We start from the raw sequence: 20,135 nt of genomic DNA on the forward strand, positions 1-20,135 counted from the left end.
GAAAATGTAGAGCACTTTAAAATAGAATTAGAAAAATATATAGATTATTATAATACGAAACGGATTAAGGCAAAATTAAAAATGAGCCCGGTACAATACCGGACTCACTTTTATCAAGCTGCCTAATCAAATAACCGTGTCTAACTTTTAGGGGTCACTTCAGATTCACTCTTTTTTATTTGGATTTTTAAGGAAATAAATTGATATAATGATGAATAACAAGGGGGAGAAATGATGGAAATACATATTAGAAGAGCTATAAAAGATGATATACGAGGTATAGCAAAGGTGCATGTTGATAGCTGGAAAACAACGTATAAAGGTATATTTGCTGACGAATTTTTAGAAAATATAACATATGAGCAACGAGAAAAACAATGGGAAAACATTTTTCAACAAGAAGATACATGCCAATATAGATTTGTAGCAGAGACGTTAAATGGAACGATAGTCGGATTTATTGATGGGGGAGTTGAAAGAAGCGGTGCATATAATTGTGATGGGGAATTATATGCAATCTCTTTTAGTTTGGGTCGTTACGAATAATCCTTCTAAAAAGTTTTATGAAAAATTCAACCCTGAAAAAATTGATACGAAATTTTTAGAGAGAGTAAAGGTAGAAGAAACAGCGTATTGTTGGAGAGATTTGAATTTGTTACAAAAACAAACAGCTATATAGATTGATGCATATAATAGTATTATGTAAACATATCATAGGGAAAGGTATACCTCATTTGGTGTACCTTTTTATTAATCCATCAAAAAATGGATTAATAAAAGTAGGTAATTAGTTTGAAAACAAGAATTTTTCTAGTGTACTTTTAACTAGATTAAAGAAAAGAAAGAAAAAAAGAAAAATTTTATTTGATAAAAAAATTCTGAAATATACTCTTGAATTGAATATCATTATCAATTAGAATCATAATTGATAACGACATTCAATTATCGTTTATTATATAAAATTTCGATAGCTTTAATATAAAGAGGAGGACCAACATGCAGCATGCGAAACAAATCGCAGAACATGCAACATTACAAAGCTTTTTAAACTGTTATTTAAGAGAAACAGGGAGTGGAGAATGGATTACAGAGGATGAAAGAATGAAGAGTATCTTCAGTAATACGTTGAATAGAGATACAGTCCCCACATATTTATGTTGTCGGCTATCGGCACAGAACGTTACTTTGTATGGAGAAGTTATATATAAATCATCAACAGATCGCCATTTGTTTGGAGAAAAATTTTATTATCAAATTGGAGATAGTAATTCTGTTATTAAAGCAGATTACGTTACAGTTATTACATTTTTAATAAAAGAGATGTCTATCAACTACGGAGAAGGAACGAATCCTGCGGAACTTATGCTTCGAGTCATTCGTAGTTGTCAAAATATTGAGGAATTTATAAAAGAGAGAATAGAAGATACATCCGCATTATACGGTTTCAATACAACTTTTATAGAAGCGGAGCAGTCTTTATTATTTGGGCATTTAACTCATCCTACACCAAAGAGTAGACAGGGGATATTGGATTGGAAAAGTGAAATGTATTCTCCAGAATTAAAAGGAGAATGTCAGCTTCATTATTTTCGGGCACATAAAAGTATAGTAAATGAAAAATCATTATTATCAGCTTCTACAACAACGATTATAAAAGAAGAATTAAGTAATGATGAGATGGTTAGTAAGGAATTTATAGCGAAGTACTGTAAGGAAGATCAATATGCATTAATTCCAATTCATCCGCTTCAGGCAGAATGGCTCTTGCATCAAGCTTACGTACAGGATTGGATAGTTCAAGAATTGCTTGAGTATATTGGACCTGTAGGTAAGTATTTTATGGCAACATCATCACTAAGGACGCTGTATCATCCCGATTCGAAGTATATGCTTAAGTTTTCATTTCCGGTGAAAGTAACGAATTCAATGCGTATTAATAAACTGAAAGAACTTGAGAGTGGTCTTGAAGGGAAGGAAATGTTAAATACGGCTATTGGTGAAGTACGAGAAAGATTTCCAGGCTTTGATTTTATTTGTGATCCAGCTTATATTACATTAAATTATGGAACACAAGAATCTGGATTTGAAGTCATTATTCGCGAGAACCCTTTTTATAGTGAACATGCAAACGACGCAACATTAATTGCTGGGCTAGTTCAAGATGCTATACCTGGGGAGCGTACGCGGTTATCGAATATTATTCATCGCCTAGCAGATTTAGAAAGTAAAAGCTGTGAAGAAGTAAGCTTAGAGTGGTTTAGAAGATATATGAATATTTCTTTAAAGCCAATGGTATGGATGTATTTACAGTATGGTGTTGCATTAGAAGCTCATCAGCAAAATAGCGTTGTTCAGCTAAAAGATGGTTATCCGGTCAAATATTATTTCCGTGATAATCAAGGATTTTATTTCTGTAATTCAATGAAAGAGATGCTTAATAATGAATTAGCTGGTATTGGAGAACGTACTGGAAATTTATATGACGACTATATTGTGGATGAGAGATTTCGTTACTACTTAATTTTCAATCATATGTTTGGCCTCATTAATGGTTTTGGCACAGCAGGATTAATTAAGGAGGAAATTCTTCTCTCGGAATTAAGGTCTGTACTTGAATCATTCCTTCCGTATAACCGGGAACCTTCAACATTTTTAAGAGAATTATTGGACGAAGATAAGTTAGCGTGTAAAGCAAATTTACTAACGAGATTTTTCGATGTCGATGAGTTAAGTAATCCATTAGAGCAAGCAATTTATGTGCAAGTACATAATCCGCTCGTTAGAGAAGTGGCTGTTCGTTCATAAATAGCGTTAAAATTTCACGTAATACAAATAATGGTATTTTGTCATGAGGTGGAGGGTTTTATGAGAGTGGACATGTATCATACGAAAGTATTGAAGGCGCTCGAATCAGAAGATTACATTTCAGTACGAAGAAGAGTGCTACGTCAATTAGTAGAATCGTTAATTTATGAGGGGATTATTACACCGGTTCGCATAGAAAAAGAAGAACAAATTCTTTTTATAATACAAGGACTTGATGAAGAAGACAAAAGTGTCACGTACAAATGCTATGGCAGGGAACGGATGACATTTGGACGTATTTCTTTAGACACATTAATAGTAAGAGTCCAAGATGAACAGCAAGAAATACAATCTGTCTCGCAATTTCTAGAAGAAGTTTTTCGAGTTGCTAGTGTAGAACAAGCCAAATTAGATTCTTTTATGCACGAATTAGAACAAACAATATTTAAAGACACGATTGCACAATATGAAAGAAATAATAAGAAAGAATACAATCAAAAATCTTACGATGAGTTTGAAAGCCATTTAATAGACGGCCATCCATATCACCCTAGTTATAAAGCTCGTATTGGATTTCAATATCGTGACAATTTTCAATATGGATATGAATTTATGCAGCCAATAAAACTCATATGGATTGCAGCGCATAAAAAATACTCCAGTGTAGGGTATGAGAATGAAGTAATTTATGACGAAATTTTAATAGAGGAGATTGGTGAGCGTAAATTAGAAGAGTTTATGGAGCGAATTTGTAATCGGGGATGTAATCCAAAACAGTACGTGTTTATACCTGTTCATCCTTGGCAGTGGGAGAATTTCATCATTTCAAATTATGCGGATCATATACAGGGTAAATTTATTATTTATTTAGGAACATCAGAGGATGAGTATTGCGCACAACAGTCAATGAGAACGGTAAGAAATATTACGAATCCAAAGAAACCGTACGTTAAATTATCGATGAATTTACTCAACACTTCAACACTCCGTACGTTGAAACCGTATTCTGTTGTGAGTGCACCAGCAATATCAAATTGGTTAAGTGATGTTGTAAGTAATGACGCCTATTTAAGCGATGAAGCACGTTTAATCTTGTTAAAGGAGTTTTCCAGTGTAACGTATGACACGAATAAGAAAGCTATATATGGTTCATTAGGATGTATTTGGCGCGAAAGCGTTCACAAGTATTTAGATGCACAAGAGGACGCAATTCCTTTTAATGGTTTATACGCTAAAGAGAAAGATGGTACACCAATTATTGATGCATGGTTGAACAAATATGGAATGAAGGATTGGCTACAATTACTTATTCAAAAAGCGATAATACCAGTTATACATCTTGTTGTAGAGCATGGCATCGCACTGGAATCACATGGACAAAATATGATTCTAGTCCATAAAGAAGGGGTGCCTGTTCGTATTGCGTTAAAGGATTTTCATGAAGGGCTTGAGTTTTATCGTCCATATTTGAAAGAAGTTGATAAATGTCCCGACTTTACTAAAATGCATAGAACATATGCGAATGGAAAAATGAATGATTTCTTTGAAATGGATCGCATCGAATGTTTGCAAGAGATGGTATTAGATGCACTTTTCCTGTTTAATTTAGGAGAATTAGCGTTCGTACTTGCGGATGAATATGGATTGAAAGAAGAACGTTTTTGGATAATGGTTGTTGAAGAAATTGAAAATCATTTAAGAATATATCCACATTTGAAAGGTAGATTTGAAAATATTCAATTATATGCACCTACATTCTATGCTGAACAATTAACGAAACGTCGATTATATATGGATGTGGAATCGCTTGTTCATGAAGTTCCAAATCCATTGTATAGAGTAAGACAACTTATGAAACAAAAATCAGTTGTTACAGGGGGAAATTATGCTAATCGTTAATAAACAAGAGTATAGCAAAAGTGATTTTGAATTGAGATTACAAGTTTATGCGGAAATGGAACAATTTCAAAAAGCAGAAGGAAATAGATTTGCACTTTGTCTGAAAGATCCATTCGATATTATTACGCTTGTGTTTTTCTTAAAAGAAAAGAAATCATCAGTATTACTTATACATGAAGATACGCCAAAAGAAACAGCTATTGAAATGGCAAAGCGTGCAAATTGTGTAGGAATTTTATATGGAGAATATGGGGATTTTACAAAATTAGAAGTAGGGAACTTTTTACTAGAAGAGCCTTCTTTATTGCAATATAGTTCTGGAACTACAGGGGAACCGAAATTGATTCGTAGAGCATGGACAGAAGTTGATACGGAAATTACCGCTTATAATGAAGCTTTAAACTGTGGAGTAGATGAAGTGCCAATCGTTATGGCTCCTGTTTCACATTCATACGGACTAATATGTGGTACGTTATCAGCAATTAAGAGGGGGAGCAAGCCTGTAATCATTACGAACAAAAATCCTAAATTCGCATTAAATATAGTTCGTAATACAGAAAAACATATCATATATGCAGTGCCGCTTATGTTACACATTATGGGGAGTTTTCCATTAGGAACGTTTCGGTTTCATAAAATTATGACATCCGGATCGCCTTTGCCAGAAGCACTATTTTATAAACTAAAAGAAATGACAACATTTATGATGCAGCAATATGGTTGTTCTGAAGCAGGTTGTATTAGTATATGTCATGATATGACAAGCCATTTAGATTTAGGGAACCCTCTACCTCATGCGAGTATAAGCATAGGTTCAGATGAAAATGCACCGGAAGAAATCGTCGTGAAAATGAACGATAAGGAAATTTTCACGAAAGATTTAGGGTATAAATCTGAGCGTGGCATTCATTTTATGGGGCGTATGGATGATGTAATTAACGTTTCAGGATTAAAAGTCTTTCCTATAGAGGTAGAAGAAACAATGCTTCGATTGGAAGGTGTTCAAGAGGCAATTGTATATCGAGGGAAACATCCTGTGATGGGCGAAATAGTTAAAGCGAAAGTGATCTCTCATGTTGATCCAGTGCAAATAAGAGAATGGTGTATTCAGCACTTACCTTCTTATAAAGTTCCGCATGAAATTGAAAGTGTAAATGAAATTCCTAAAAATAAAACGGGAAAAGTAAGTAGAAAGTTACTAGAGATGGGAGAGGTTACAACATGAGACGGGAAGCGTTAAAGAATGCCGTGTTAAAAATTATGATAGAAAAAATGGAACTGAAAAATGTAACGCATTTAGAAGAAACGATGCGCTTAAATCAAGATTTATATATAGATTCGGTAATGATGTTACAGCTTATTGTATACATAGAAATGGATTTAAAGCTATGCGTTCCAGAGGATGAGGTAGATCCAAAAGCATTTCTTACTGTAGGATCTTTGCTTGATTTTATGGAGGAGTTACAGCCGTTACAGGAAGTAAATGTGAATAACTAACCTTTAGGAAAGTGGATGAGAGTATGACTTCAATTAAAGTGCACTGTTTAGTGAGTTGTTTTTGTGAAATTATAAAAAGGCGTAGCGACATTGATTTTCGTCCATTTTATTTTGGACTATGGGATGGAGATTTTGATATAACAGAAGGCGGAATTATTTCATATCACTCTGAAAACATTAACCATGATCATTATTTACTTTGGTTTGAAAAATTGTACGGTATTAAAGTAAACGAATGGTATGATCATGCAAAAGATAAAGATAGCAATGTAGAAATGTTTTTAGAATTAGTAGAAAACAAGCCGGAAAATCGTTATATCATTGTAATGGTTGATATGTCTTTATTGCCAGAGAGGGAAAATAAATTTCATCAAAAACCGTTTCCGCATTATTTAATGATATCAAAAACAGAGAAAGAAGAAGAGTGGTTCATGCTAGATCCTGATTTTCGTTGGGAAGGGAATATGGAAAGAGAAAAAGTACTTCACTCTGTTCAAGATAACCCATTTGGTGGAGGGTATTTCATTGATATAGAAAGAATTGGGGAGCCAACGCAAGAAACAGTAGCTAGTTATTTCACAGAAACATTCAAAAAGAACGACAATGAACTGACTATGGAACTAAAAAATGTAATTGTAAAAATGGCAAATGAGGAAGAAGGGTATACGCTTTCTGGACTTGTAGCAGCAGTAAAACAAATACCAGTACTTGCAATTCGTAAATATAGTTATGAGCATGCCTTTGCATACTTCCGTGAAACGTTGCAATATTCGGAGCAAGAATTTGATTATTGGTGTGATCGGGTAGAGGATATTGTACAAGGATTTACAAATGTACAGTATCGTGCAATTAAAATGGCAATGACGAATAATAAAGGTATGCTAGTATCGATTATTGAAAAACTGGATGAAATGAATGCAATTGAACTGCAAATTAAGAAGGAATTAGAGAGACAGTTTCTATCATGGAAAGGTATGAAAACAAATCAGTCTGTCGTAACTCTTTAATAAGCTAACTGAATTTAAGATAGGGGAGTTTAATGCTATGAAATATTCGCTATGTACCATTTCATTTCGTCATCAATTAATTTCATTTACTGACATTGTTCAATTTGCATATGAAAACGGTTTTGAAGGAATTGAATTATGGGGGACGCATGCACAAAATTTGTACATGCAAGAACGTGAAACGACAGAACGAGAATTGAATTTTCTAAAGGATAAAAACTTAGAAATTACGATGATAAGTGATTACTTAGATATATCATTATCAGCAGATTTTGAAAAAACGATAGAGAAAAGTGAACAACTTGTAGTACTAGCTAATTGGTTTAATACGAATAAAATTCGCACGTTTGCTGGGCAAAAAGGGAGCGAGGACTTCTCGGAACAAGAGAGAAAAGAGTATGTGAAGCGAATACATAAGATTTGTGATGTGTTTGCTCAGCACAATATGTATGTGCTGTTAGAAACACATCCCAATACACTAACGGACACATTGCCTGCTACTATAGAACTATTAGAAGAAGTAAATCATCCGAATTTAAAAATAAATCTTGATTTTCTTCATATATGGGAGTCTGGCGCAGATCCAATAGACAGTTTCCATCAATTAAAGCCGTGGACATTACATTACCATTTTAAGAATATATCTTCAGCGAATTATTTGCATGTGTTTGAACCTAATAATGTATATGCTGCAGCAGGAAGTCGTATTGGTATGGTTCCGTTATTTGAAGGTATTGTAAATTATGATGAGATTATTCAGGAAGTGAGGGATACGAATCTTTTTGCTTCCTTAGAATGGTTTGGACATAACTCAAAGGAGATATTAAAAGAAGAAATGAAAGTATTAATAAGTAGAAATTTAGAAGTAGTAACTTCATAATGTGAAATGATGTGAGAGTCTCGTTTAGAGGCTCTTTTTTTATCGTGAAATAATAACCAAAAATTTCCATGTATTTTAATTTGAATTTTACACAATTTATATATAAATAAGGAGGTGATTGGTAATGGCTAGAAATCGTAATTCTAATCAATTAGCATCACATGGAGCACAAGCGGCTTTAGATCAAATGAAGTATGAAATTGCACAAGAGTTCGGTGTACAACTGGGAGCTGATACTTCTTCACGTGCAAACGGTTCTGTAGGCGGTGAAATCACAAAACGCCTAGTAGCGATGGCAGAACAACAGCTTGGTGGCGGATATACTCGCTAAATGTAGAAGGTTATAGGAGAAAGGAAGGATTCTTCCTTTCTTTTTTTTTCAATTAATTGGTATGGATATATAGCGAACAGAATTCAAAGAATAGAAGTAATACTATATTTTACCCAATTTCTTTTGTTGTGAATGGGAAGTATTAAAGATGTAATAGCCCTGGTGGAATGAAAATTATGTTCCAGCAGGGCTATTATATGGTAAGAAATATATGATGAAAGGTTCCGAAATCAACATGTTAAAAAAAGAAAACTGTTGTTTAATTGCGCTTGCATCAGTTCCACTTGTCATGACATTAGGGAATTCAATGCTTATTCCAATCTTGCCGACAATTGAAAAGAAATTACATATTTCATCGTTTCAAGTATCCATGATTATTACAATTTACTCTATCGTAGCCATTTTACTTATACCGATTGCTGGTTATTTATCAGATAGATGGGGACGAAAGATGGTAATGGTTCCGAGTTTGCTGATTGCGGCTATAGGAGGAGCGATAACTGGTTGGGTATCTTGGAAAGTTGATAATCCCTACATTTGGATACTAATGGGTAGAGCGATTCAAGGTATTGGTGCTGCTGGTGCAATGCCGGTTGTTATACCGTGTGTTGGTGATTTATACAAAGATGAAAAACAAGTTAGTACAGGTTTGGGAATCATTGAGACATCCAATACATTTGGAAAAGTGCTGAGCCCTATTTTAGGATCTGCTCTTGCTGCCATTGTATGGTTCTTACCATTTTGGGCGATTCCAGTTTTATGTGTCGTATCAATTGTTTTATTGCTGGTATTAGTAAAGGCAAAAAAACAAGAAGGGGAAGTACCACCACTAAAAGAGTTTATTCAATCTATTATCTCTACGTTTCGAGAAAAGGGAAGATGGTTAATTGCCATTTTTGCATTAGGTGCAATTATTATGCTTATTTTATTCGGAATTCTCTTTTATTTGTCGACTATACTGGAATCAAAGTATGACATTCATGGTATATGGAAAGGGTGTGTGCTTGCTATCCCGTTACTTGTACTGTCACTTAGTTCATATATGGCCGGTAAAAAAATTGGAGATAATCAAAATGTTATGAAGAAGTGTATTTATATTGGTTTTTTAATGGCAGCTGCATCAGTCATCATTCCTTTATTTATAAAAGGGATTTATTTACTACTTCTTTGTCTTGTTATTATGGGGATAGGAATTGGTATGGCACTCCCATGTTTAGATGCCCTCATTACACAAGGAATTGAAAAGGAGCAAAGGGGAACGGTTACGTCATTTTATAGTTCAATGCGATTTATCGGTGTAGCAGCTGGACCACCTTTATATTCTTTTTTTATGAAAGGGGCGGACCATGAAGTGTTTTATTTGACAAGTATTTTTGCTGCCATTGGTGCTGTTATAGCAATCATTTGGATTAAACCAGCAAAAGATGAAAAGACGGTAAAACAGAAACCGGAACCTACTTCATAATTTATAAGAGAATTGCATGATGTTTTCAGTAACATGCAATTCTCTTACGTTCATTAAGAATAAATAACTTGTTTTAACATATAAAGCGCGACACCCCATATGATGAGACCAGAAAATTTATTTAATAATAAGATTGCCTTTCCGGTTGAGTCTAGTCTTTTTAGAAATTTCCCCGCTAAAGCTAAGCTTATAAACCAAATCCAAGAAACGATAATAGTTGCAAGTGTGAAAGCCCATTTTTCACTTCCTATGTATTGAATAGAATTTGTTCCAATTACACCGATTGTGTCTAAAATTGCATGTGGATTTAATAATGAGACTGATGCTGCGAAAAGGATTTGCTTTTTTAAGGGCATACTTTTTTCTTGTTTTACATCGTTGGAAGGGTTACTTCTCCAAATAACAAAGCCCATATATAGGAGAAAGAAAAATCCAATTATATATAACGAGTTAGTTAGCCAAGAAAAAGTAAGGAGTACAAGGGAGACACCTTGCACCGCAATCAATATGAGTAACGTATCACATATAGAGGCAGTTAATACTACAGGGGCTGCCCTCCAAATGTTTGGTTGGCTTGCACCTTGGTTAAAGACAAAAACATTTTGTACACCTAATGGAATGATAAGTCCAAATGCAAGAATGATACCATGAATAATTGCTTCACTCATCATATTACCTCCTATTTTAATTCATTATGATAGTGTATATTGTATAGAAGAAATGAAAATTTGTATCCATCCATATGGTTGGGGAGGTTACCAACCAAAAAGAATATAAGGTGATATGATGGAAAGATTCGTTTGGAAACCGAATATGTCTCTAGCGACGCCGCTGTATAAACAAATAGAAACGTATATAAAAGAAAGGATCGTTAATGGAGAATGGACCGTTGGAACAAAATTACCTTCACAAAGAGATTTGGCCCATACATTTGGTGTGAATCGAAGCACAATTGTAATGGCTTTCGATGAACTAGTTGCGAAGGGATATATTGAAGGGAATGGCAGGAAAGGAACAATTGTTGTAAATAATAATGAGAATGCTTCAACTTACGCACCCCCGCCTAATTGGCAGTCTTATGTAGAAACAGGAGTTCATTATCCGAATCTCCCAGCTATTCAAGAGATTAATCAAGCTGAATTTTATCCACATGTAATTCGGTTAGGAACAGGTGAGCTCGCGCCGAGTCTCTTACCTGAGACAAAGATGAAAGAAATTATGAATAAGCTTTTAAAGTCAAATGTGACGCTTGGGTATGAAGAGCCGAAAGGAAATCTTTATTTAAGGGAAAAGATTTCCGAATACTTAAAGGGGCATGGTGTATATGTATCTCCTGACTCTATATTAATTGTTTCGGGAGCAATTCAAGCGCTGCAACTTATTTCTATGGGGCTTCTTTCGAAAGGGGCATCAATCTTATTAGAGAAACCATCTTATTTATATTCACTTAATGTTTTTCAATCAGCAGGAATACGTTTAATTGGAATCCCAATGGATGAGAGTGGCTTACATCCATTATTTATTGAGAAATATAAGAAGCAATTTAATGCCTCTATTTTATATACAATTCCGTCTTTTCATAATCCGACGAATTTTAGTATGGATACTAAGAGGCGAAAAGAAATAATGGAAGTATGTAATGAAATTGGATTACCTATTATAGAGGACGCAGTGTATCAAGACTTATGGTTTGATGCACCTTGTTCAAAACCTTTAAAAGCCTATGATAAAAATGGAATCGTATTACATATTGGAAGCATGTCCAAAGTAATTAGTCCAGGTTTAAGAATTGGATGGATTGTTGGACCCGAGCCAGTAATTCAAAGATTGTCAGACATAAAAATGCAAACAGATTATGGTTCAAGCTCTATATCCCAGCAAATTGCAGCAGAGTGGTTTACAAATGGTCTATATGATGAGCATTTACGATTTGTAAGAAGTGAATTGAAAAAACGAAGAGATTTTATGTTACTAATGTTAGATAAATATCTTCGTGAAATAGCAACTTGGCATGAACCAACAGGTGGGTTTTATATATGGGTACATATAAAAGTACCCATTTCATATCGTAGTTTATTTGATAAAGCTCTGCGAGAAAAGGTTTTATTAAACCCAGGTACTTTGTATGATAGAAGTGCAAATCAATTTTTGCGCCTATCATATTCATATGCAACGTTAGAAGAAATTGAAATAGGTATAAAAAAACTTGCACAACTAATGAAAAAGTAAGAGGAGAAAGTCATGAAACAATATGTAATTTGCCAAATGATTGGTGGACATAAATACTTAGCTGCTTATGCGGAGACGAAGCAAGAGGCGATTGAAAAAGCAGAACTGTTAGGATTAAGAACGGGAAATCGTTACATAGTTATTACTGCAGAAGAAGCCGAAGGGTTAACGTATCCTTAAACAATGTACGAGATTATATAGGAAGTAAATAAGCCTAGTAATATAAGAAATTACTAGGCTTATTTACTATTAGGTTGTTAAACGTTCTCGTATTTATATGCAAAGTAATAATATTATGAGTCAAGTTGACGGAAAAATCGATTTGTCTTTCGGTCTTGATTCCCTTTTCTATATTCATCAATATATTGCCTAAAGTTCCAAGCTTGTAAAAATTTATTAGCAGAGTTATAACCAGAATTGTAAAGCCATTCTTTTTCTTCCTTTGTCAGTTCAAAATTAGTACTTGTAATCGTTCCTGTTGGAATTGTAATGGTTCTTGCTTTTGATTCCTTATCTAAATGACGTAAATCATGGGCTTGCATCATTGTTTTAAATAGTCCTTTGAACATGGAAATAGGCTCGTTATAGCGAGCAGGGTCAGCTTGAATTTCATCCTTTACAAAATGAAATCCGAAAGTCGGCCAGCGAGGAGCGGTAGGTGAATCGAAGATCCAAATTGGATAATTACTTAGAATTCCTCCATCAACCATATAACAAGGCTGCTTCCATTTTGGAGTTCTCCATTTTACGGGTTCAAAGAAGAAGGGGATTGTACTACTCATTCTTACCGCTTTAGCAATAGAGAAGCGATAATTTAAAAATCCGTAGTTTGGTAAGTCGTCAGGAAAGACAACCATTTTACCATTACTAATATCAGAGGCGATGATTTTGAGTTTGTTTAGATCTGGTAAATCAGTAAATAAATGAACACCTTTTTTCCGAAGTAATTCTTCAATCCATTCTTCTATAAATACATTAGAGTATATACCTAGAGTAGTCCATGCACTTAGTCCCTTACCGATAAAAGGAATTCTATCAATAAAAGTTCTTTTCATAAATTTATTATAATCAATATCAGTTATAATCGTTTTTAACTCTGAACAAGAATATCCTGCCGCTAGGAGCGCTGCAATAATCGAACCAGCCGATGTACCAGCTACACGTTCCCATTCATAACCTTTTTCGGCTAACGCGCAAATTGCCCCAACATGCGCAATACCGCGCACACCGCCTCCTTCAAAAACACCATCAATCTTCATTAAACATACTTCCTTTCGAATAAAAGATTTGGAAATGGCAAAAAAGCACGTATTGTACGTGCTTTTTTTGCAATAGTTTTTAAGTTTACTAGCAGCCTACAAAGCCGCCCCAACAACTAGCTCCGATGATGATTAGAAGGATAAATAAAACGATTAATAAAGCGAAACCTCCGTAACCACAACCGCCGCCACCACCGTATCCGTAACCACAGCAACTATATCCGTAACCCATGTGGAATTCCTCCTTATATTTAAAAATGAACGAGGGGAAAATGTACTGGAAGAACTAAAGAATTATCGTGTTTGTAGGAACAATGTATAGTATGCTTATTTAAACTTGTTCGCGTACGAAGGATAAGCCCGTTTTTTGGAGGCTTGTTGATTTTGTAAAGAATGAAGTATAATCTTTGTACTAAGATACAAATAAGTATGTAAATGTAAGGAGAATTTATGAATAAAAAAATTGAAGTATTAATTGATAAATATGAACTAACACACTTGAAAGAGGAACTTATTAATACTATATTTCCTTGTATAAAAGTTGTGCCAAAGCAGCAGGAAACTGTTGCGATAGGTAGTTCGAAAATGGGGGGATTTCCAGATTTACCAGCTTTATTTGAATATCCAAAGCATAAAGGAAATCCACTACAATTTATCGCGCAATTTAACTTAAGTGATATACAAAATGTTGGTATGGATCACAATCTTCCTAAAACGGGGATGCTGTATTTCTTTTGCATTGAAAATTATTTTGAAGAAAATGTGAACCTAACAGAAGCTGGGCATGTACTTTATTATGATATTCCTGTAGAGCAATTACGAAGAGAAAATCAAATACAAGCGAAATATAACCAGTGTGCAATTACTTTTGAACTGACATACAAATTACCAGAACTTTTCATTGAAGATGAGGCTGATTCAGATCATTTCTTGCAATTACTTGAAGAGCTAATTCCGGATAACTACGATAACCATCAAATGTTTGGTGAGCCATTCTCTGTACAAGAAGAAGTGTTATATGAGACAGGAGAATATATGGGAGTAGACCCGCAGCAAATGACTCTTTTATTCCAAATTGATTCAGATCATAAAAATTGTAATATGGTTTGGGGAGAACTAGGAATGCTATATTTCTGCATTAGTAATGAAGATTTGAAAAATCGACGTTTTGAAAATACATGCTGCGTATTACAAACTTGCTAATGAAAAAAGGTTGTTCTTTTTAAAAGAACAACCTTTTTATGTGAATTAGTTAATATGCATAATCTCATATGACCTATACGAAAAAGTATTGTATACTCTGAAACTATACGATACTTTTTCGTATAGTTATAGAATATAAGGAGTGACAAGATGGGAAAGACAAGTAAGTATGTGACAGCTGCCGCACTTTGTTCAACTATAGTAATGGGAGGCTTACAAGCGTCATCTGTATCTTATGCAGCTACAAATCCGACTACAGTGACAGCACAATCAGATGTAAAGTTATTAGATGATTTCAGAAAAGAATTAAAAAAACAGATTGATAATCGAGAAGAAAATATTACAATCACATATAAAACAAAAGATAGAAATGCTAGAAATATTATGGATCAATTGTATGGTGAGTTTAATAAAATTGTAGATGCTGATGAGTATGTAAAATATAATGTAGCGTCTACTAGATATTCTATTAAAGGAATGCCAGGGGACTATACGTTTACACTGCAAGTAAAATACCGTGAATCAAAAGAACAAACTCAATATGTAAAAGCTCAGGCGAAAGCAATTGTTGGATCAATTGTAAAACCAGGGATGGATGAGCATGAGAAAGTAAAAGCTATTCACGATTACGTTGTTAAGCATGTGTCTTATGATACGTCTTATCAAGCGTATACGGCATATGAAGCATTAGCGAATCGTTCTGCCGTTTGCCAAGGATATACACTATTAACGTATGAGTTGTTAAAAGAGGCAGGTATTCAAAATCATATTGTAACAGGCACAGGAAACGGACAAGCTCACGCGTGGAATTTAGTAAACATTGAAAACAAATGGTATCACCTAGATACTACATTTGATGATCCAGTACCAGATAAAGCAGGGCGTGTAACTTACTCATATTTTAATATGTCTGACGAACAGTTAAGTAAAGATCACGACTGGGATCGTAGTAAATATCCAGCAGCAACTACAAGTTATTTTGGTGAATTAACAAATAAAATAAAAGCTGGTAGCTCAAAAACTGTCGTATATGAGCAAATGTTAAAAGAAACAAATTTACAATACTTATCTGCGGAATACGGAGCAGAAAATTATAATGAATTTAAGAAAAAGTTACAGCAACAGTTTGCAGCCAAACCAGAAAAAGTAGAAGTACGATATAAGCAGTCCATGGATGGAGCGATGCAAGATATAAAGAAAGTATTAAATGAAATAAATTGGCCAAAAGGTGCAAAGCGTGTGTCTTATCAAGTAGCACCATATAGTGCAATGGCCGGTTATTCATTAGCGACAATTACATTTACGTATTAAGTAATGAGAAAGAGCATCTGTAAAAGATGCTCTTTTTATATTTGTTGTTTAATTTAAAAAATTGTTAATTATGTGATAAAATAAAAAGGAGAAGATGTGAATGCTGAATGAACTTGTTCGAAAGTAATATATTTACATTGATATATACTTGTTTAGTAATCAGACTTATCGTTTTGTTTTTCATATCATTTACTTTGTTTATTAGAAGAGTATTACAAAGCAGCGCTGCAAAGAAACACTATGTAATTAATATGAACCAGAAGCTAGATCGAATTATTGAGTTGCTTGAAAAAGATAAGAAATAGTGATAGAAGTATGAAAAGGGGAAAGAGAATGGCCAACTATATAAAAGAATTACGTGAAAAAGTAGGGCATGATTATGTTTTCTTAAATTTTGCCGGTGGTTGTGTATTTAATAAAGAGGGAGAAGTATTATTGCAAAAAAGAGGAGACTTTAACGCTTGGGGATTTCCAGGTGGCGCAATGGAGATAGGAGAATCGGCTGCGGAAACTGCGATTCGAGAAATAAAAGAAGAAACCGGGTATGATGTAGAAATAAATGAGCTTATTGGAGTGTATACAAAATATTTTCAATCATATCCAAATGGAGATAAGGCACAGTCAATTGTGATGTGTTTTTCATGCTCAATAGTTGGAGGCGACAAAAAAGTAGATGGTGATGAAACGTTAGATTTGAAGTTTTTCCCGTTAGACGACATGCCACCGTTATTTTGTAAACAACATGAAGATTGCTTGCAAGATTTATTGGAGAAAAGAGTAGGGGTATATCGCTAACATAAAAAAAGAAGCTAAAAGATTAGCTTCTTTTTTTATGTTCTATTTCCACCAATCATCAAACATTGACGCTGGTACTTGTCTTTTATGCTCACTTACTGTGTAACGTTTTTCAATTTTCTCTGCAACGTCAGCTGGAACTGCTTTACCTTCTAAATAATCATCTAATTGATCATAAGTAATACCTAACTCTGTTTCATCAGCTTGACCCGGTTTTTCATCTAATAAATCAGCTGTTGGCATTTTTAAGTACAGTCGCTCGTCTGCACCTAACTCTTGTAATAATGCACGTCCCTGGCGCTTCGTTAATCCCGTTAATGGTAATAAATCTGCACCACCATCTCCGAATTTTGTAAAGAACCCTGTTACAGCTTCTGCAGCGTGATCTGTTCCGATAACAAGTAGCCCTTTTTGTCCACCAATTGCATATTGTGTAACCATACGGATACGAGCTTTCACGTTACCTTTATTGAAATCAGTTAATGATTCACCTAATAAGTTCTCGTATTGATTTGAAAAAGCATCAACGGTTGAAGCGATATCAAATGCAGTTGATTGATCAGCTTGAATAAATTGTAACGCTAATTGTGCGTCATCTTCATCCTTTTGTACTTTATAAGGAAGACGTACAGCGATAAACGTTGCGTTACCACCTTCGTTACGAATTTCTTCAACTGCAAGTTGTGCTAAGCGTCCTGCTAATGTAGAGTCTTGGCCGCCGCTAATCCCAAGTACAAATCCTTTTGCACCTGTTTTTTTTACATAATCTTTTAAGAAATCAACTCGTTTACGAATTTCAACTTTTGGATCAATTACAGGCTGAACATGTAATGCTTTCATAATCTGTTCTTGTAATGTCATTATATTTTCCTCCTATTCATATTAAAGCGGTAAAAAAAATTATGTATTATATTGGTACATACTTCTATCCTTTATTATTTCGCAAAACTAACGAATATACAATAGGATGTGTGTATGAATATGAATGTAGTCATTATAAATAAAGTACTACGCATAATCAATTTTTTTAAACCTTTCAAAAATGTAAGGTTTTTGTCATTTGAATCGATGGAAGGTATTTCCGTACTTTACTAATATAAAAACATAGTTAGTAGAAAGAAGGGCGGAGAAGTAATATGAACATTAGAGAACTCGCATATCGGAATGTAACGCGAAATAGACGGACATACTCAGCCTATTTTTTAAGTAGTGCATTTGCAATTATGGCCTTTTTTGTGTATTCATTTTTTGCGTTTCATCCGGCATTAAGTGCAGGAGAATTGGGGCAGTACGTATTCGTAAGTATGTCTTTTGCACAGTCTATTATTTACTTATTTACATTCTTCTTTATTTTATATTCGATGGGAATGTTTTTAAAAACGAGAAAGCGTGAGCTAGGAATTTTAATGATGCTAGGTATGACGAAATATCAATTAAAGCGTCTTATCTTTTTTGAAAATATTATGATTGGAATAGGGGCAATTATTTTTGGTATTCTTTCAGGTATGTTATTTTCAGGGGTATTAATATTTGCCGCCCCGATGATATTAAAACTAGATATCTCCTTATCCTATTACATACCGATGAAAGCAATTGTTGTAACGAGTATTATGTTTTTCATATTATTTATGATCATATCATTGTTTAGTGCAGGAATGATTCGTAAAAATAAAATTATGAAGTTGTTTAGAGGATCAGCAGAGGCAAAACCGGAACCGAAAGCATCAATCATTTCTTCAATATTAGCAGTAGTGTTGCTTAGTGCTGGCTATATAGGAGCTCTTCTATCGCATGGCGCAATGGTATTTATTATGATGATTCCTGTTACAACGGTAGTTACTATTGGGACGTATTTGTTGTACAAGCAGCTGAGTGTCTTTATTATTCGATTATGTAAAAAAAGTAAACGTTTCTATTGGACACAGACTAATATTATTACGTTATCAGATTTAGCGTATCGCATGAGAGATAACGCAAGAATGTTCTTTATTGTAACCATTATTTCTACTGTAGCATTTTCAGCAATAGGGACATTAGTTGGCTTCGCATCCATGACGAAAGGGATAATGGAGAGACCAATTGCGTTTCATTACCATTCTAAGCAAGGGAATAGTAACGAATCACAACATATACAAATGATTGACAAAGGATTAAAGAAACATAATATAGCAGCTTCAAAAACTAATATTTCGACAAAGAAAACGGAGGAACAGTCGTTAAGAAGCGCCACTTTTATAAAAGAATCAGACTATAAGGAATATGCAAAGTTAACAGGAGAACCATTTAATACTGTAGCAAATAAAGAGGTTGTATTTTTGTCAGCTAATATACCAGGGCCGGCGATGAAAGAAAGAAAAGAAATTACTTTACCCAATATGAATGAACATTTAAAGGTGAAAAAAGTTACTTCATCTTCATTGGGGAAAATATTAAGAGGAAATGTTTATGTAATCTCTAATAATCAATATGATTCATTACAAGATGGATTTATAGAGACAAAAGATTATATGTATAAAACTGAAAGAATGAAAGATGAGATTGAAATTGGTAAAGAGCTTACGCATCAAATTAAACCGCATCAAGAACATTCAACGTTTAGTGCGGAAGAGTACGAACAAAACCAAAGTTTACAAATTGCAGGACCGATTTTATTTGTAGGTTTCTTTATTGGTATAGTATTTTTCGTTTGCGCAGGAAGTTTCCTTTACTTCCGTTTATTCTCCGATTTGGAGGATGATGTTCGCTTGTTCGAAATGATTCGAAAAGTTGGATTGACGAGTGGGGAATTATCGAAGGTAGTTACAATTCGATTGGCGCTTTTATTCTTCGTTCCAATTGGTGTTGCAACATTACATGGGGCAGTAGCCTTAACGGCGTTAGGGCAAATGTTTGAGTACTCATTGTTTAAAGAAAATACAGTTGTATTAAGTATTTTCATAGGTATTCAAGTTGTATACTTCTTACTTATAAGATCCCGTTATGTAAAACAATTGAAAGAGAGATTACGTATGCATTAAATGTGTTTTTTTAACTCGAGTACAAAATTTTCTAAAAAGAGGCAAGTATTGTCAAAAAGTGATAAAATGGAAAAAGCGAGGTGGAAAAATTAATAGAGAGTAAGGGGGGAGAACTATGAAAGCAACAGGAGTTATTCGAAAAGTAGACGAATTAGGACGAATTGTTATCCCTAAAGAATTACGCGATGTATTGGGAATACAAATCAAATCACCGCTTGAAATTTTTGTAGAAGCAGATAAAATCATTTTGCAAAAATATCAACCTTACAATGCTTGCCAAATCACAGGTGATGTTTCAGAACAGAACATATCATTAGCAAATGGAAATATTACTGTTGGGATAGAGGGAGCGGAATATTTAGTAAAAGAAATAGAAAAGTTTTTAAACAAGAGTGAGGTTTAGTCTTAATTTATATTATTTTTCAAATTACATATCA

21 protein-coding genes and 1 pseudogene are annotated in these 20,135 nt (G+C 34.1%); 18 read left to right on the plus strand and 4 right to left on the minus strand.

All coding sequences use genetic code 11. The features are described from left to right. The 10 genes and pseudogenes from ACYFX0_RS11785 to ACYFX0_RS11830 form a co-directional block, all read left to right on the plus strand. Positions 1 to 126: IS3 family transposase (locus ACYFX0_RS11785; RefSeq protein WP_016100144.1), on the plus strand; the 126-nt coding region annotated here is incomplete at its 5' end. Positions 127 to 234: 108 nt separating this feature from the next. Continuing rightward, positions 235 to 679: pseudogene (locus tag ACYFX0_RS11790) on the plus strand (GNAT family N-acetyltransferase). 317 nt (positions 680 to 996) lie between these two features. Next, positions 997 to 2,805 (plus strand): IucA/IucC family protein, encoded by a 1,809-nt coding sequence (locus ACYFX0_RS11795; RefSeq protein WP_074789653.1) that lies wholly within the window; start codon positions 997 to 999, stop codon positions 2,803 to 2,805. Between the two features lie 60 nt (positions 2,806 to 2,865). Continuing rightward, positions 2,866 to 4,704: an IucA/IucC family protein gene (locus ACYFX0_RS11800; RefSeq protein WP_460270552.1), complete on the plus strand. Its 1,839-nt coding sequence runs from the start codon at positions 2,866 to 2,868 to the stop codon at positions 4,702 to 4,704. Next, positions 4,691 to 5,929: an AMP-binding protein gene (locus tag ACYFX0_RS11805; protein WP_000909565.1), complete on the plus strand. Its 1,239-nt coding sequence runs from the start codon at positions 4,691 to 4,693 to the stop codon at positions 5,927 to 5,929. The genes ACYFX0_RS11800 and ACYFX0_RS11805 overlap by 14 nt, the downstream gene beginning before the upstream one ends. Then, positions 5,926 to 6,201, plus strand: a complete 276-nt coding sequence (asbD, locus tag ACYFX0_RS11810; protein ID WP_001250559.1) for a petrobactin biosynthesis protein AsbD — start codon at positions 5,926 to 5,928, stop codon at positions 6,199 to 6,201. The genes ACYFX0_RS11805 and asbD overlap by 4 nt, the downstream gene beginning before the upstream one ends. 23 nt (positions 6,202 to 6,224) lie before the next feature. Next, positions 6,225 to 7,208, plus strand: coding sequence for a DUF6005 family protein (locus ACYFX0_RS11815; RefSeq protein WP_000200700.1), 984 nt, complete (start codon positions 6,225 to 6,227; stop codon positions 7,206 to 7,208). Positions 7,209 to 7,245: 37 nt separating this feature from the next. Then, positions 7,246 to 8,088 carry a sugar phosphate isomerase/epimerase family protein gene (locus ACYFX0_RS11820; protein ID WP_000877678.1) on the plus strand — a complete coding sequence of 281 codons (843 nt, stop codon included), beginning with the start codon at positions 7,246 to 7,248 and terminating at the stop codon, positions 8,086 to 8,088. 124 nt (positions 8,089 to 8,212) lie between these two features. Beyond that, on the plus strand, positions 8,213 to 8,419 hold the full coding sequence (locus ACYFX0_RS11825; RefSeq protein ID WP_000113545.1) for an alpha/beta-type small acid-soluble spore protein: 207 nt from the start codon (positions 8,213 to 8,215) through the stop codon (positions 8,417 to 8,419). A gap of 235 nt (positions 8,420 to 8,654) precedes the next feature. Continuing rightward, the gene (locus ACYFX0_RS11830) at positions 8,655 to 9,884 is read left to right on the plus strand and encodes an MFS transporter (RefSeq protein WP_002083274.1); all 1,230 of its coding nucleotides are present in this window, start codon (positions 8,655 to 8,657) and stop codon (positions 9,882 to 9,884) included. Between the two features lie 53 nt (positions 9,885 to 9,937). Here the strand turns inward: ACYFX0_RS11830 and ACYFX0_RS11835 are convergent, their stop codons facing one another. Then, positions 9,938 to 10,552: a LysE/ArgO family amino acid transporter gene (locus tag ACYFX0_RS11835; protein ID WP_001287302.1), complete on the minus strand. Its 615-nt coding sequence runs from the start codon at positions 10,550 to 10,552 to the stop codon at positions 9,938 to 9,940. Positions 10,553 to 10,670: 118 nt separating this feature from the next. On the opposite strand from ACYFX0_RS11835, the gene ACYFX0_RS11840 reads away from it, so the two are divergent. Beyond that, positions 10,671 to 12,113 carry an aminotransferase-like domain-containing protein gene (locus tag ACYFX0_RS11840; RefSeq protein WP_002083275.1) on the plus strand — a complete coding sequence of 481 codons (1,443 nt, stop codon included), beginning with the start codon at positions 10,671 to 10,673 and terminating at the stop codon, positions 12,111 to 12,113. A gap of 12 nt (positions 12,114 to 12,125) precedes the next feature. Next, on the plus strand, positions 12,126 to 12,293 hold the full coding sequence (locus tag ACYFX0_RS11845; protein WP_000816388.1) for a DUF3933 family protein: 168 nt from the start codon (positions 12,126 to 12,128) through the stop codon (positions 12,291 to 12,293). 113 nt (positions 12,294 to 12,406) lie between these two features. Here ACYFX0_RS11845 and ACYFX0_RS11850 read toward each other — a convergent pair whose 3' ends face one another. Together ACYFX0_RS11850 and ACYFX0_RS11855 are read right to left on the minus strand one after the other, a co-directional pair. Then, positions 12,407 to 13,372, minus strand: a complete 966-nt coding sequence (locus ACYFX0_RS11850) for a patatin-like phospholipase family protein (protein ID WP_000686798.1) — start codon at positions 13,370 to 13,372, stop codon at positions 12,407 to 12,409. A gap of 88 nt (positions 13,373 to 13,460) precedes the next feature. Beyond that, positions 13,461 to 13,604, minus strand: a complete 144-nt coding sequence (locus ACYFX0_RS11855; protein WP_000540420.1) for a YjcZ family sporulation protein — start codon at positions 13,602 to 13,604, stop codon at positions 13,461 to 13,463. 218 nt (positions 13,605 to 13,822) lie between these two features. Here ACYFX0_RS11855 and ACYFX0_RS11860 point away from each other — a divergent pair, with 218 nt between their 5' ends. From ACYFX0_RS11860 to ACYFX0_RS11875, 4 genes are all read left to right on the plus strand, one after another. After that, positions 13,823 to 14,575, plus strand: coding sequence for a YwqG family protein (locus ACYFX0_RS11860; RefSeq protein ID WP_001034828.1), 753 nt, complete (start codon positions 13,823 to 13,825; stop codon positions 14,573 to 14,575). A gap of 150 nt (positions 14,576 to 14,725) precedes the next feature. After that, a complete protein-coding gene (locus ACYFX0_RS11865) occupies positions 14,726 to 15,886 on the plus strand; it encodes a transglutaminase domain-containing protein (protein ID WP_000520849.1) in 1,161 nt (386 codons plus the stop codon). A 107-nt stretch (positions 15,887 to 15,993) separates the two neighbouring features. Continuing rightward, positions 15,994 to 16,191, plus strand: coding sequence for a DUF4083 domain-containing protein (locus tag ACYFX0_RS11870; RefSeq protein WP_014894789.1), 198 nt, complete (start codon positions 15,994 to 15,996; stop codon positions 16,189 to 16,191). A 28-nt stretch (positions 16,192 to 16,219) separates the two neighbouring features. Next, complete coding sequence (locus ACYFX0_RS11875; RefSeq protein WP_000024996.1) at positions 16,220 to 16,681, plus strand: NUDIX hydrolase; 462 nt, start codon at positions 16,220 to 16,222, stop codon at positions 16,679 to 16,681. A gap of 42 nt (positions 16,682 to 16,723) precedes the next feature. Here the strand turns inward: ACYFX0_RS11875 and nadE are convergent, their stop codons facing one another. Further along, a complete protein-coding gene (gene nadE / locus ACYFX0_RS11880; RefSeq protein ID WP_000174897.1) occupies positions 16,724 to 17,542 on the minus strand; it encodes an ammonia-dependent NAD(+) synthetase in 819 nt (272 codons plus the stop codon). Positions 17,543 to 17,817: 275 nt separating this feature from the next. Between nadE and ACYFX0_RS11885 the strand changes: the two genes are divergently transcribed. Continuing rightward, positions 17,818 to 19,698, plus strand: coding sequence for an ABC transporter permease (locus tag ACYFX0_RS11885; RefSeq protein WP_063675241.1), 1,881 nt, complete (start codon positions 17,818 to 17,820; stop codon positions 19,696 to 19,698). A gap of 115 nt (positions 19,699 to 19,813) precedes the next feature. Next, positions 19,814 to 20,101, plus strand: coding sequence for an AbrB/MazE/SpoVT family DNA-binding domain-containing protein (locus tag ACYFX0_RS11890; RefSeq protein WP_000648324.1), 288 nt, complete (start codon positions 19,814 to 19,816; stop codon positions 20,099 to 20,101). Positions 20,102 to 20,135: the final 34 nt, after the last annotated feature.

This window comes from Bacillus sp. NEAU-Y102, from assembly GCF_054788175.1.